At 61.9% G+C, this 13869-nt stretch carries 12 protein-coding genes and 2 tRNA genes; 8 read left to right on the forward strand and 6 right to left on the reverse strand.

Going from position 1 to position 13869, the window contains the following annotated elements:
* Nucleotides 1-100 precede the first annotated feature (100 nt).
* Entirely contained in the window at nucleotides 101-724 is a 624-nt protein-coding gene (locus B0E55_RS16165; protein WP_003944541.1) for a DsbA family oxidoreductase, read from the forward strand.
* On the opposite strand, the gene B0E55_RS16170 is transcribed toward B0E55_RS16165, so the two are convergent.
* On the reverse strand, nucleotides 712-1590 hold the full coding sequence (locus tag B0E55_RS16170) for a M48 family metallopeptidase (RefSeq protein WP_041815041.1): 879 nt from the start codon (nucleotides 1588-1590) through the stop codon (nucleotides 712-714). The genes B0E55_RS16165 and B0E55_RS16170 overlap by 13 nt on opposite strands.
* A 100-nt stretch (nucleotides 1591-1690) precedes the next feature.
* Between B0E55_RS16170 and B0E55_RS16175 the strand changes: the two genes are divergently transcribed.
* Both B0E55_RS16175 and B0E55_RS16180 read left to right on the forward strand, forming a co-directional pair.
* Nucleotides 1691-2164 carry a ribose-5-phosphate isomerase gene (locus tag B0E55_RS16175; RefSeq protein ID WP_003944571.1) on the forward strand — a complete coding sequence of 158 codons (474 nt, stop codon included), beginning with the start codon at nucleotides 1691-1693 and terminating at the stop codon, nucleotides 2162-2164.
* 15 nt (nucleotides 2165-2179) lie between these two features.
* Nucleotides 2180-2977: an Fpg/Nei family DNA glycosylase gene (locus tag B0E55_RS16180; RefSeq protein ID WP_080910037.1), complete on the forward strand. Its 798-nt coding sequence runs from the start codon at nucleotides 2180-2182 to the stop codon at nucleotides 2975-2977.
* On the opposite strand, the gene B0E55_RS16185 is transcribed toward B0E55_RS16180, so the two are convergent.
* Nucleotides 2974-3732, reverse strand: a complete 759-nt coding sequence (locus B0E55_RS16185; RefSeq protein ID WP_047888449.1) for a hypothetical protein — start codon at nucleotides 3730-3732, stop codon at nucleotides 2974-2976. The genes B0E55_RS16180 and B0E55_RS16185 overlap by 4 nt on opposite strands.
* A gap of 193 nt (nucleotides 3733-3925) precedes the next feature.
* Nucleotides 3926-3999 (reverse strand) — tRNA-Gly (locus tag B0E55_RS16190).
* A gap of 399 nt (nucleotides 4000-4398) precedes the next feature.
* Between B0E55_RS16190 and B0E55_RS16195 the strand changes: the two genes are divergently transcribed.
* The 5 genes from B0E55_RS16195 to clpX all read left to right on the forward strand — a co-directional run bounded on the left by B0E55_RS16195 (nucleotide 4399) and on the right by clpX (nucleotide 9159).
* Nucleotides 4399-4472 (forward strand) — tRNA-Pro (locus tag B0E55_RS16195).
* A gap of 148 nt (nucleotides 4473-4620) precedes the next feature.
* Nucleotides 4621-5994: a trigger factor gene (gene tig / locus B0E55_RS16200; protein ID WP_019749086.1), complete on the forward strand. Its 1374-nt coding sequence runs from the start codon at nucleotides 4621-4623 to the stop codon at nucleotides 5992-5994.
* A gap of 216 nt (nucleotides 5995-6210) precedes the next feature.
* Nucleotides 6211-6798: an ATP-dependent Clp protease proteolytic subunit gene (locus tag B0E55_RS16205; RefSeq protein ID WP_007730960.1), complete on the forward strand. Its 588-nt coding sequence runs from the start codon at nucleotides 6211-6213 to the stop codon at nucleotides 6796-6798.
* A 48-nt stretch (nucleotides 6799-6846) separates the two neighbouring features.
* Complete coding sequence (locus tag B0E55_RS16210; protein WP_003944539.1) at nucleotides 6847-7509, forward strand: ATP-dependent Clp protease proteolytic subunit; 663 nt, start codon at nucleotides 6847-6849, stop codon at nucleotides 7507-7509.
* Between the two features lie 369 nt (nucleotides 7510-7878).
* Nucleotides 7879-9159 (forward strand): ATP-dependent Clp protease ATP-binding subunit ClpX, encoded by a 1281-nt coding sequence (gene clpX, locus B0E55_RS16215; protein ID WP_003944582.1) that lies wholly within the window; start codon nucleotides 7879-7881, stop codon nucleotides 9157-9159.
* A gap of 85 nt (nucleotides 9160-9244) precedes the next feature.
* Here clpX and B0E55_RS16220 read toward each other — a convergent pair whose 3' ends face one another.
* The 3 genes from B0E55_RS16220 to B0E55_RS16230 form a co-directional block, all read right to left on the reverse strand.
* Entirely contained in the window at nucleotides 9245-10582 is a 1338-nt protein-coding gene (locus tag B0E55_RS16220) for an MFS transporter (protein WP_020970000.1), read from the reverse strand.
* Between the two features lie 203 nt (nucleotides 10583-10785).
* Nucleotides 10786-13008 (reverse strand): glycoside hydrolase family 3 C-terminal domain-containing protein, encoded by a 2223-nt coding sequence (locus B0E55_RS16225; protein WP_080910112.1) that lies wholly within the window; start codon nucleotides 13006-13008, stop codon nucleotides 10786-10788.
* Nucleotides 13009-13079: 71 nt separating this feature from the next.
* The gene (locus B0E55_RS16230; RefSeq protein ID WP_042952259.1) at nucleotides 13080-13754 is read right to left on the reverse strand and encodes a TetR family transcriptional regulator; all 675 of its coding nucleotides are present in this window, start codon (nucleotides 13752-13754) and stop codon (nucleotides 13080-13082) included.
* Between the last annotated feature and the right edge of the window lie 115 nt (nucleotides 13755-13869).

Here is a 13869-nt window from a genome sequence, read left to right on the forward strand (position 1 = left end):
AAGCGCGGGAAGGATTGCGGGTTCATGATTGTTGGCAGAACGGGAGTATGTCCCAGAACTGATAGAACCTGACCGACATGAACTGATAGGGAGTTTCTTCGTGAGCGCAACCTCGAGTAAGACCACGGACACTGCTGACTTCTGGTTCGACCCGCTCTGCCCGTGGTGCTGGATCACCTCGCGCTGGATTCTCGAGGCCCAGCAGGTACGCGACATCGAGGCCAAGTTCCACGTGATGAGCCTTGCGGTTCTCAACGAGGGCCGCGACCTCCCCGACGAGTACCGCGAGATGATGACCAAGGCCTGGGGCCCGGTCCGCGTCGCTATCGCTGCAGCGCAGCTGAAGGGTGACGAGATCCTGCTGCCGCTGTACACGGCCATGGGTACGAAGATTCACAACGAGGGCAACAAGGACTTCGCCGACGTCATCAAGTCGTCGCTCGCCGAGGTCGGACTGCCGCCCGAACTGGCCGAGGCTGCCGACACCGACAAGTACGACGAGGCACTGCGTGAGAGCCACCACAAGGGCATGGACGCCGTCGGACCCGACGTCGGAACCCCGACGATCCATGTCAACGGCGTGGCGTTCTTCGGTCCCGTGCTGTCACGTATCCCGCGCGGCGAGGATGCAGGCAAGGTGTGGGACGGCGCCGTCGCGCTGGCCGGCTACCCGCACTTCTTCGAGCTCAAGCGGACCCGCAACGAGGATCCTCAGTTCGACTGAGCGGTAGTGAGCGCCGGATTTCGGTAGAGCTGACCGGGCCGGAAGAACAGATGCCCTGAGTGCGTGCGGTTGCGAAGCGCGGCCGCACGCCAGGTCAGCACCGGATGCGACGACAAGATGTTGACGAACCACGGGAAGAAACCGGATTCGAGTGTCGCGCGATCGGCGAGTTCGTCGAACCCGACCAGACCCACGAGATACTTTCCGGCGCCGAGGACACCCATTGCGCCCGGTGCGCCCTGCGGGCGCATGTGAAAACCGAAGTTGTCTGCCGTGTACTCCATGGAACGCGACAGCGAAGATCCGATCACCGGAATGTAGTTCGACGCGAACTGTCCCCACTGGCGCCAGTACGACGCATGCCCAGCAGCGATGTGGCCGACCTCGTGACCGATGATGAATGCGAGCGCATCGGGCTCGCGGGCCTGCCCACCGACCTCGAACAGGTCGCTGTAGACGACGACGAAACGCCGAAATCCGTGCCCTGACGCAAATGCATTGATCCGTCCGTTCCCCAGCACGACGTAGGCATCCGGCGGAGTTTTCATGCCGAATCGTGCCGCAGCCTCGGCGACCAGCCGATACCCCTCGGGAAATTGCGAAGGCGTCATCTTGATTCCGTTGACCTGCTGCGATCCGTACAGCTGACCTCGCGCGAGGAACAGCAGGATCGGAGCCGCGAGCACCACGAGGATCCACGTCGACAGATCACCCGCAGCGATCAGAACGATCGCCACCACATAGGTGACGACTGTCGTCAGAACGGCGAGCACGAGTAGCGGGATTTCCCACGGGTGGCGAACCGCGTCACTGCCTGGTGACACACGAACGGCGGGTGCAGCGGCCTGGCCGTTGACGGGGTACATGGGCACCACGATAGGTGCGCTCGTGCGGCGATGCGTGTTCCTGAAAGTGTGACGTCGACCCGGGTGCGCCCGGCTGGTCGGGCCTGAGAGAATTGTCGCCATGCGCGTATACCTGGGTGCCGACCATGCCGGATTCGAACGTAAGAACGAGATCATCGAACACCTCAAAGCGAACGGCCACGAGGCCATCGACTGTGGTGCTCACGAGTACGACGCCGTGGACGACTACCCGGCATTCTGCATCGAAGCCGCAAAGCGCGTCGTTGCCGACGAGGGCAGCCTGGGAATCGTCCTGGGTGGCAGTGGCAACGGTGAGCAGATCGCCGCGAACAAGGTTCCCGGCGCACGGTGCGCTCTCGCTTGGAGCGTCGAAACGGCGAAGCTGGCCCGCGAGCACAACAACGCTCAGCTGATCGGCATCGGTGGACGTATGCATTCCCTCGAGGAATCACTCGCCATCGTCGATGCTTTCCTCGCCACCGCATGGTCGGGTGAAGAGCGTCATCAGCGTCGTATCGACATCTTGTCCGAGTACGAGAAGACCGGCGTCGCACCGGCTCTGCCGCAAGCCTGATCCGAAAGTTGTTCCGTGCCTGAAGGTCATACCCTGCATCGACTGGCACGGTTGCATGCCCGCAAGTTCGTCGGTTCACTGGTCCGCGTCGTCAGCCCGCAAGGCAGATTCGCCGAGGACGCGCGTCTGGTGGACGGACACGTACTCACGTCCTCGGATGCCTGGGGGAAGCACCTCTGGCACACCTATGACAACGGATTGACAGTTCACGTACACCTCGGGCTGTACGGAAAGTTCACCGACTCCGCCCTGCCGATGGAAGAACCGGTAGGCCAGGTCCGGATGCGAATGGTCGGTGCCGATTTCGGCACCGACCTTCGTGGTCCCACCGCCTGCGAAGTCCTACTGCCGCCTCAGGTCGCCGCGATCGAGGCCAGACTCGGGCCGGACCCACTGCGCCGCGGCGCGGATCCACACCAGGCATGGGTGCGAATCTCCAAGTCCAAGAAGGCGATCGGCGCGCTGCTCATGGACCAAGCTGTCCTGGCGGGTGTCGGCAACGTCTATCGCGCCGAACTTCTCTTTCGCCACGGAATCAACCCCGAACGACCGGGGAATCTTGTCTCTCACGACGAATGGACTGCCATGTGGGCAGATCTTGTCGAATTGATGAAGGTTGGTGTCAGGCGCGGGAAGATGCACGTCGTTCGCGCCGAGCACGACAACGGTGATCCGGCGTACGCGAAGGATCGTCCGCGGACTTACGTTTACCGAAGAGCAGGATCGCCGTGCCGCGTGTGCGGCACACCGATCCTGCATTCCGTCATGGAGGCGCGAAACCTGTTCTGGTGCCCGGTGTGCCAGTCGGCTTAGAAGTCGAAGCCGCCGAAATCTCCGCCGCCGAAATCGCCGCCTCCGAAGTCCCCGTAGTCGCTGCCTCCACCGTCTGCGGTGAAATCGGTGTTGTCGACACTTCCTTGATCCGCGCCGGAGTCACCGGCGTCCATACCCTGATCTCCCGAGTCGCCGGCTCCCGTATCGCCACCCTGTGCGAAAGCTTCTGCGCCGTAAGGAACCCCGGCCATGCCGGAGAACATGGTCGAGAACAGCATCATCGAACCCAGACCCCAGGCGCCGGCGACGAGGGCAGGCTTCCACCATGGCTCGGAGTACCAGCCGGCCGGGACCGGGCGTCCGGCGACTCGGCCACCGGGGTAGTAGTTGGGTGTGTGCGACGACGGATTGGGTGATGCCGCGACCTTGCGGCCCTCGAATTCGACCTCACGGTCTTCGGTGACCGAACCCGCAGCCTTCTGTCCGTCGATGGAAGGAACTTCCGGTCCCGGATCCATGCCCATTGCCACCCGCGCCGCGCGGATGTAGTAAAGCCCTTCCAGCGCAGTCTGTTTCGCGAGACGTGCCTGCACCGGCGTTGCGGCCTGATCGATCTGCGAGCCTGCGGCGTTGTACCGTTCGGCCGCGTCGGCGAGGGCTTGGCGCGACGCGTCGTCACTGCCGGTCAGGTTGTAGACCTGACCGCCGAGGCGTTCGATCGCCTGCCTGGCATCGGCTTTCGCGTCGTCGAGTTGTGTTGCGCTGTGGCCGGAACCGCGTTGCTGGCTTTTCATGACCAGAAATACGACTACGGCCAGAACGACGAGTATGAGAAGAATCGTGGTCACGAGTGGCCTCCCGAGCAGAATCGATCCGGACAACTCCAGGATACGGACCACAGGGGAGTGGCCTGAGTGCACAAAGTCTGAACACAAAAAATCCGCACCGGCCAGGCCGATGCGGATTTTTGTGGAGTTTCCCTCCTCATGGAGGGGATGACGGGAATCGAACCCGCGTGATCAGTTTGGAAGACTGAGGCTCTACCATTGAGCTACATCCCCGTGCATACGACAACTCGGGATCGCCGTGTTCGTCGTCTGCGATACGAAACTGTACCCAATGCCCCACCGGATTTCATAATCGGGGGGTTGGAGAAGTTCGATACCGTCGTTCACCTGGGGAATTGCCGAAATGCCCGGCGAGTCGGGGTGTCTTGCCTTGCGGCCCGGCTTCTGATTCCGGCTGTCATCACGTTTCGTTCAGCCAAGGCTGTATGTGGCGGCGGTCGGATGACATACTGACGGGGTCGGACAGGCGGGCCGTGTACAAACGACGGTCGGGTTCGTGAGAGAGTAGTGAGCGCGATAGGGTTGTGCGCGGTCACCGATGGTGGCTGCCTTTGTGGCCCGCTGTCTTCGTGGCCTCGGATGGCCGTATCGTGTGTTTCATGTGATCGGAAACGGGATGTAGCGCAGCTTGGTAGCGCATCCGCTTTGGGAGCGGAGGGTCGCAGGTTCAAATCCTGTCATCCCGACAAGTACGTACATGGCACTTCACCTCCAGTAAGTCCGGGAGTGAAGTGCCGCGCCAGACAGCAGTACCGAACACCTGCAGTACCGAACACACAGCAGTACCGATTCAACACAAGTTGTGAGCAAGACCAGACGAAGGAGCGAAGTTTCGTGAAGAGCACCGTCGAGCAGCTCAGCCCGACGCGAGTCCGTATCAACGTTGAGGTGCCCTTCGCGGAACTCAAGTCTGATTTCGACAAGGCCTACAAGGCCCTCGCGCAGCAGATTCGTCTCCCCGGCTTCCGTCCCGGCAAGGCTCCGGCTCGCCTCCTCGAAGCACGTGTCGGTCGCGGCGCTGTGCTCGAGCAGGTCGTCAACGACGCTCTGCCGTCGCGTTACTCCGAGGCTGTCACCAGCGCCGGCGTGAAGGCCATCGGCCAGCCCGAGATCGAGGTCACCAAGATCGAAGACGGCGAGCTCCTCGAGTTCACCGCCGAGGTCGACGTGCGCCCCGAGATCGAGCTCCCTGACTTCAGCTCCATCAACGTCGAGGTCGATCCGATCGAGATCACCGACGAAGCCATCGAAGAGCAGTTGCTTTCGCTGCGTCAGCGTTTCGGCACCCTCACCGGCGTCGACCGCGCAGTCGAGGACGGCGACTTCGTCTCCATCGACCTGTCGGCCACCGTCGACGGCGAGAACGTTGCCGAGGCAACCGCTAGCGGACTGTCGCACGAGGTCGGATCGGGCCAGCTCATCGAGGGCCTCGACGAAGCCATCATCGGCCTCAAAGCGGGGGAGTCCAAGGACTTCACGTCGACGCTGGTCGCCGGCGAGTACGCGGGCAAGGAAGCTGTTGTCACCGTGACCGTGCAGACGGTCAAGGAGCGCGAGCTTCCGGCTGAGGACGACGAGTTCGCTCAGCTCGCCAGCGAGTTCGACACCCTGGAAGAACTGAAGGCTGACCTCCGCGAGCGCGTCGCACGCGTCCGCAAGGTCGAGCAGGCCGGTCAGATCCGCGACAAGGTTCTCGAGCAGCTGCTCGAGACGGTCGAGGTTCCGTTGCCGGAAGCCGTCGTCAAGGCTGAGGTCGATGCTGCACTGCACGACGCCGTTCACGGTCTCGATCACGACGAAGAGGCACTGAACAAGCTCCTCGAAGAGCAGGGCAGCAGCCGCGAAGAGTTCGACAAGGATGCCCAGGAAGCCGCTGAGCGCTCCGTCAAGACGCAGCTCTTGCTCGACTCGATCGCCGATGCGGGCAACGTCACCGTCGGTCAGGACGAGCTCACCGAGCGCATCCTGTTCCAGGCGCAGCGTTACGGCATGGCTCCTGAGCAGTTCATCCAGCAGATCCAGCAGGCCAACCAGCTCGGCGCCGTCTTCGCAGACGTCCGTCGTGGCAAGGCTCTCGCGTCCGTCGTCGAGTCGGCCGGTGTCAAGGACACCTCCGGCGCCGTTGTCGACACCGCTGAACTGTTCGGCAGCAGCGAGGACGAAACCGAAGCGGATGCGTCTGATTCCGCCGAGAGCGAAGACAAGTAAAGACGCAGGCGGACGGGTGTTTTCACCACGATCGACTGCACTGAGTTTTCCGCTTTGAGCGAAGTAGGGCGGCACCGGGACTCCGGTGCCGCCCTACTTCGTTACTGTCTGTGTCAGTAGAAGTGTTTCGCATAGACGATCCACCGCACAAGTAGATCCACATAGAAGGCAGGTACCGTGACTTCCAATCACCTGGAGACTTTGCAGAGTCCCGCCATGACTTCAGCGACCGCTGGGTTGAACCTCAGCGACTCGGTGTACGAGCGCTTGCTGCGAGAGCGCATCATTTTCCTCGGTACCCAGGTCGACGACGACATCGCCAACAAGCTGTGCGCGCAGATCCTGCTGCTCTCGGCCGAGGACCCGACGCGAGACATCTCGCTCTACATCAACTCGCCCGGTGGATCTGTCACCGCAGGTATGGCGATCTTCGACACGATGCAGTTCGCCGAGTGCGACATCGCCACCTTCGGTATGGGCCTTGCGGCGTCGATGGGTCAGTTCCTGCTCTCGGCAGGCACCAAGGGCAAGCGTTACGCACTGCCTCACGCCCGCATCATGATGCACCAGCCGTCCGCCGGTATCGGTGGTTCCGCCAGTGACATCGCGATCATGGCCGAGCAGTTCAAGCACACCAAGCGCGAAATGGCCGAGCTGATCGCTCAGCACACCGGCCAGACGGTCGAGCAGATCACCGCGGACTCCGACCGTGACCGTTGGTTCACGGCGAAGGAAGCACTCGAGTACGGCTTCGTCGACCACGTCGTCTCCCGTGCGAATCAGGCCGGCGGCACCGGCAACTGAGCCGGTTCGTCCATCCTTTCGCTGCCCAATTCATACTTTGGAGAACTGATGACCAATCTTTTCGGAGCTAACTCGCTGGGCGGCCAGGCGCCGTCGGGCCCCCAATCGCGTTACATCCTGCCCCAGTTCACGGAGCAGACCAGCTACGGCGTCAAGACGTCCGACCCGTACAACAAGCTGTTCGAGGAGCGCATCATCTTCCTCGGCTCGCAGGTCGACGACGTCTCCGCCAACGACCTCATGGCACAGTTGCTGGTTCTCGAATCGCAGGATCCGGACCGCGACATCACCATGTACATCAACTCGCCCGGTGGTTCGTTCACCGCGCTGATGGCGATCTACGACACGATGCAGTACGTCCGTGCCGACATCTCCACCGTCTGCCTCGGTCAGGCTGCTTCGGCAGCTGCTGTCCTTCTCGCCGGTGGTACGCCGGGCAAGCGCTTCGCGCTCCCCAACTCGCGCATTCTGATTCACCAGCCGGCCACGGGCGGCATCCAGGGTCAGGTTTCCGATCTGGAGATCCAGGCTGCGGAAATCGAGCGTATGCGTCGACTCATGGAGAGCACGCTGTCGCTGCACACGGGCAAGGATCCGGAGACCATCCGCGTCGACACCGATCGCGACAAGATCCTCACGGCCGAGCAGGCCAAGGAGTACGGCATCATCGACGACGTGCTGGCTTACCGGAAGCTCAGCGCACAGAAGTAGTCGATTTCCGCCTCGTGTCGAGGATCTGTATTCCGATTCCCGACACGAGGCGGACACGTCGAGAAGTGCCTGGTGGAGCGCTCGCCAGGCTGAAATCTCGACTCTTTTCTTTTTTATCCGCAGGCGAAACGCCGAGAACAGGTCGACCCCGTTCGGGATCTGCGGGTACCGTCACTTCACGGGCTGGTTCTCGACCGGCGTTCTGCGATTGTTCGACCAGATTTGTTCGATCGGTTTGTTGATCAGTTTGTCTGATCCGACAACTTCTGATCTGACAACTTCTGATCTGATACCGAGTACTGCGGAGCGTCTCGACCGATCGAGTGGCGGCGAGTGCACGTACATGATGGAAAGTAGGGACCTCACGAGATGGCACGCATCGGCGACGGCGGGGATCTGCTCAAGTGCTCTTTCTGCGGTAAGAGTCAGAAGCAGGTCAAAAAGCTCATTGCAGGACCCGGGGTGTACATCTGCGACGAGTGCATCGACCTCTGCAACGAGATCATCGAAGAGGAATTGGCCGAGTCGAGCGAGGTCAAGCTCGACGAGCTTCCCAAGCCTGCGGAGATCCGAGAATTCCTCGAGAACTACGTCATCGGTCAGGATTCCGCCAAGCGGACGCTGGCCGTGGCCGTCTACAACCATTACAAGCGCATTCAGGCCGGAGACAAGGGCCGTGATGCGCGGGGTGAGACGGTTGAGCTCGCGAAATCCAACATCTTGATGCTCGGCCCCACCGGCTGTGGCAAGACGTACCTCGCTCAGACTCTCGCGAAGATGCTCAACGTCCCGTTCGCCATCGCCGATGCGACGGCGTTGACCGAGGCCGGCTACGTCGGTGAGGACGTCGAGAACATTCTGCTCAAGCTGATTCAGGCTGCCGACTACGACGTCAAGCGCGCCGAGACCGGAATCATCTACATCGACGAGGTCGACAAGATCGCTCGCAAGAGCGAGAACCCGTCGATCACGCGTGACGTCTCCGGCGAAGGTGTTCAGCAGGCGTTGCTGAAGATCCTCGAAGGTACGCAGGCGAGCGTCCCGCCGCAGGGTGGTCGCAAGCATCCGCACCAGGAATTCATTCAGATCGACACCACGAACGTGCTGTTCATCGTCGCGGGTGCTTTCGCTGGTCTCGAGCGGATCGTCTCCGATCGTGTCGGCAAGCGCGGTATCGGTTTCGGCGCCGAGGTTCGGTCGAAGGCCGAACTGGATACGGTCGATCGTTTCGCCGAGGTCATGCCGGAGGATTTGATCAAGTTCGGTCTGATTCCCGAGTTCATCGGCCGTTTGCCGATGATCGCGTCGGTGACCAACCTCGACAAGGAATCGCTCGTTCAGATCTTGTCGGAGCCCAAGAACGCTCTCGTCAAGCAGTACCGTCGTCTCTTCGACATGGACGGCGTCGAACTCGAGTTCACCGAAGAAGCGCTCGACGCTATTGCCGATCAGGCGATCTTGCGTGGAACCGGCGCTCGTGGCCTGCGTGCCATCATGGAAGAGGTTCTTCTTCCGGTGATGTACGACATCCCCAGCCGTGACGACGTCGAAAAGGTGGTCGTCACCGCGGAGACCGTCAACGACAACGTACTTCCGACCATCGTTCCGCGTAAGCCGGAGCGTGGCGAGCGTCGCGACAAGACGGCGTAGAAACTTCAAAACGACTGTGGCCCGGTATCTCTCGCGAGATGCCGGGCCACAGTCGTTCGTGCAGGGTGTCTGGGGGGGTGTTCGGCTAGATCGGGTTGCCGAGTTCCTTGAGGGGAGTGCGGAACGTCTCCTTGGCGGTGAACGCGGAGATCGCGCAGATGACGCAGGCCACCGATGTCAGAATGGCAACGGGCATCCAGTGTGTCTTGTCCCCGCCCATGAGGGCGTTGCCGATGGCGGGCGCAAAGCCTGCGAGGGCGAAGCCGACCTGGGTGCCGATCGCGATGCCGGAGTAGCGGACCTTGGTGTTGAACATTTCGGAATAGAACGACGGCCAGATGGCATTGGGGGCAGCGTAGAAGACGGACATCAATCCGATTGCGGCCAGGAAGATCAGCGGGACGTTGCCGCTGGCGATTGCGCCGAAGTACACGTAGATGAACACCGCGCTACCGAGGGCGCCACCGATGAACAGCGGCCTGCGACCGATCCGGTCGGAGAGAATCGCCCAGGCGGGCTGGCTGAGCAAGGCCACGGCGTTGGCTGCGATAGCCACCCAGAGCATGGTCGACTTCGGGATCCCCACTTCCTCGGTGGTCGCGAAGGCGAGTCCGAAGACGGAGAAGATGGTCGAGACGACGGCGATGAAAGCGCAGCAGATCACGCGAATCAGATTTGCGCTGTGGGTGCGAAGGAGATCGGCAACAGGCAATTTGGCGACGGCCTTCGACTCCTGCTGCTCGGTGAACTCTTCCGGCTCTTCGAGCTTGAGACGCATGATGTATGCAGCCACGAGAACGATCAGGCTGCCCCAGAACGGGATTCGCCAGCCCCACGTGTAGAGGATGTCGTCGGGGAGTGCGGCGATGGGCAGGAAGACGAGGCTGGCGAGGATGAAGCCGGCCTGGGTGCCGTTGAGGGTCCAGCTGCAGAAGAATGCCCGTCGACCTTCGGGAGCGTGTTCGAGAGTCAGTGAGCTGGCGCCACTCTGTTCGCCAGCGGCGGAGATGCCCTGAGCGATTCTCATCAGGACCAGCAGTATCGGTGCAAGAACTCCGATCGAATCCGCGCTGGGAATACATCCGATGAGGAATGTTGCTGCGCCCATCATGATGAGCGTGAGCAGCATGATCTTCTTGCGGCCGACGCGGTCACCGAAATGGCCGAGGACTACAGCGCCGAGGGGACGCGCGACGTACGCGACACCGAAGGTGGCCAGCGAAAGCAGTGCCGCATGTCCGCTGTCCGGGAAGAACACGGTGGGGAAGATGAGTGCAGCGGCGGAGGCGTAGATGTAGAAGTCATAGTACTCGAGCATGCTGCCGAGAAACGACGACGTTGCGGCGCGCTTGACCTTGGTCGTGTCCGGCCTGGCCAAGGATCCCGCCTCGGGGCCGGACGGTGTAACCGTGCTAGCTGACATGCTCATCTCCTGGGTGGAAGCGTCGTGGAGGCTCTACATCCGCCGATGATGTTCGTCGAGGGTGTTCGTATCGAGAACGTCTGTGCGGAGAGCGATACAAGGAATGTAACCGACGCCACAGCAACTACACAAGATTATTAACCAAATAGTTCATAAAAATCTACCGGCGGACTCTTCGCACGTCGAAACCGCAGTTCAGGCGGTCAGGAGCCTGGCTGCGCGGCGGCCGCCACCAACTGCGCCACCTGTTCCTCGGTGATGCCGAGGCCGAAGGTGGCGAGTTTTCCGAGCGGCATCGAGCCTGCGAGTGCCATCATCTCGGGGCTGACCGCCTGTGCACCGTCGCCCGCTGCGGCAGCCATGGCGGCGCCGAGAACTGCGCTGCCGACGGGATGGGCGAGCCATTCGCCGATGGTCGACATGGCGTCGAGCGTGCCGACGCCGACGTTCCCGGCCAGGGTGATCGTGTCGGTGGTTGCGATGTCCCGAGACGAGAAGCCGACGCGGATCTCGTAGTCGCCAGGTTCGATCGCCCAGTCCTGCGCCGCGACGGACCAATAGGCGAATGCCCTGGTGTCGAGCGTGATGGCCACAGTCGCGGATTCGTCGGGGTCGAGGTAAACCTTGGCAAAGCCCTTCAATTCCTGCGCGGGTCGATCGATGCTTGCCGAGGCGTCGTGGACGTAGACCTGAACGACGGTGCTGCCCGATCGGTCGCCGCTGTTGCGCACGGTGACGGTCACTTCGGCGGAGTTCTCACCGGCCTCGACGGAGGTATCGGTGATGTCGAAGGTGGTGTAGCTCAGCCCGAACCCGAACGGGTACGCCACTTCGCGCAGCGCGGAGTCGTAGTAGCGGTATCCCACGTACAGGCCTTCGCCGTAGCGGACGTGCTGCTGTGATCCCGGGAAATGCAGATACGACGGATTGTCTTGGAGGCGAAGCGGAATGGTCTCCGTGAGGCGGCCGGACGGATTCGTGATGCCGAACAGAAGATCGGCAATCGCCGAGCCGCCCGCCTGGCCGAGTAGCCAGCCCTCGAGGATTGCGGCGGCATGATCCTTCCAAGGCTCGATCGAAACCACACCGCCGTTGGCGAGCACGACGACCGTGTTCGGGTTCGCGCCGTGGACCGCTTCCAGCAGGGCGATCTGGTCAGCCGGCAGTTCGATGTCGGTTCGGTCGAATCCTTCGGATTCTGTGGCGGACGGTAGTCCGAGGAACAGCACCGCGACGTCAGCGCGGCGTGCGGCGTCGACTGCCTCGGTGACCATGTGGTCGTCCGGAGTGCCGTCGAAGGTGAAGCCCGGTGCGAAAGTGACGCGGTCGGCGCCTTCGAGGTCGAGGATCGCGTCCAAGGCATTGTCGAGCTTGGTTGGAACCACCTGTGAACTGCCGGCCCCCTGGTACCGCGGGCTGCACGCGAAATCGCCGATCACCGCGACAGTTTGCCCGCCGGGGGTCAGCGGCAGTAGTTCTCCGTCGTTGGCCAGCAAGACAGCGGACTCCGCTGCAGCGGTCCGTGCCAGTTCGTGGTGACGCTCGACGTCGTACGTGTGGCCTTCGGTGCGCGCGGCGGCGGTGCGTTTCACCAGCGTCGACAGTCGTTCGGCGGCAGTGGTGAGCACGGATTCGTCCAGGTCGCCGCCGCGCACGGCGTCGACGATCTGGGTATCGGTTCCGGTCGGCGGCATTTCCAGGTCGAGGCCCGCGGCGAGTGCCGCCACGCGGTCGTTGACCGCTCCCCAGTCCGAAACGACGAGGCCGTCGAAGCCCCACTGTTCGCGGAGTACCTCGGTGAGCAGCCAATGGTTCTGGCTCGAGTACACACCGTTGATCTTGTTGTACGAGCACATGACCGTCGTCGGGGCCGCGGTCTTGACGGCGTATTCGAAGCCGGCCAGATAGATCTCGCGCAGCGTCCGTTCGTCGACGTCGGCACTGACTCTCATCCGGTCGTGTTCTTGGTTGTTGGCAGCGAAGTGCTTGAGCGAGGTTCCGACGCCGCGAGACTGGATGCCGGTGATCAGCGCTGCCGCGACGCGGCCGGAGAGGAATGGGTCCTCGGAGACGTATTCGAAATTCCTGCCACACAAGGGTGATCGTTTGATGTTGATGCCTGGGCCGAGGAGGACCGAGACCTGTTCGGCTTTGGCTTCGTCGCCCAGAGCCTCACCGACCTGGCGGATGAGGTCGAGGTTCCACGACGAGCCCAACCCGACCGCCGGTGGGAAACATGTCGCTGGAATGCTGTGGCCGAGTCCGAGTGCGTCGCCGCCCTCGGGTTGTTTCCGGACTCCGTGCGGACCGTCGGTCAGGAGTATCGATTCGATTCCGGCAACGGACTGGCTGTGCCAGAAATCCGAGCCGGACGTCAACGACGCCTTCTCCTCGAGTGAAAGCCCGTCTATGTAATTCTCGGTCACGTCATTCCTCCCGGTGGCAGCTGTGAGTTCCACTCACCACCGTAGGGGGATTTTTCGGACTTCGGGGTAGGTCAGGACGGCGCCTTCGAGGTCAGGAACGCAACAACCATGTCGCCGAGCATTGTTCGAAGATGCTCACGATGCGTCGAGTCGGTCAGATCGCGGTCGAAGAGCGCTTTGAAGGTGTACCGATTGGCGATACGAAAGACGCAGTAACTGCTGATCACCATGTGAATGTCGAGAGCATCGACGTCGGAGCGGAATGCCCCAGACTGCTGCCCGTCTTGCAGGATCTGCGAGACCAGGTCGGCGGCAGGGGCGCCGAGGCCGCTGAGTAACTCGGATTTCTCGATGTGCTCGCCGCGGAGCATGTTCTCGTTGGCCACGAGCCGAATGAAATTCGGGTGCTGTTCGTGGTGGTCGAAGGTGAGTTCGGCCAAAGCGCGGACTGCTGCCGTGGGGTTCAATCCCTCGAGGTCGAGTTCACGTTCCTGCGCACGAATGACGCTGTACGCATGCTCGAGTACCGACTTGTACAGCCCTTCCTTGTCGGTGAAGTAGTAGTAGATCATGCGCTTGGTGGTATGCGTCTTGGTTGCGATCTCGTCGACCCGGGCGCCGGCGAAGCCTTTGTCGGCAAACTCCTCGGTCGCGACGGCGATGATGTTCACCCTGGTCAGATCGCTGTTTCGGCGTCGTTTCTCCGGCTTCGACACCACAGAGTTCACTGACTGCTCGGAAACCATGTGCTCACTCTATCTGCCAGCAGTTTGTCGACTTTGCTTGTCGAGTTCACGTCGGGGGAGTAACGTCCAGTGAACTAACTCACTAGTTCGTACATTAGTTTCGAGCGTCAACCCC

Origin of the sequence: Rhodococcus sp. 66b (assembly GCF_002076325.1) — a bacterium.
Classification (GTDB): domain Bacteria; phylum Actinomycetota; class Actinomycetes; order Mycobacteriales; family Mycobacteriaceae; genus Rhodococcus_F; species Rhodococcus_F erythropolis.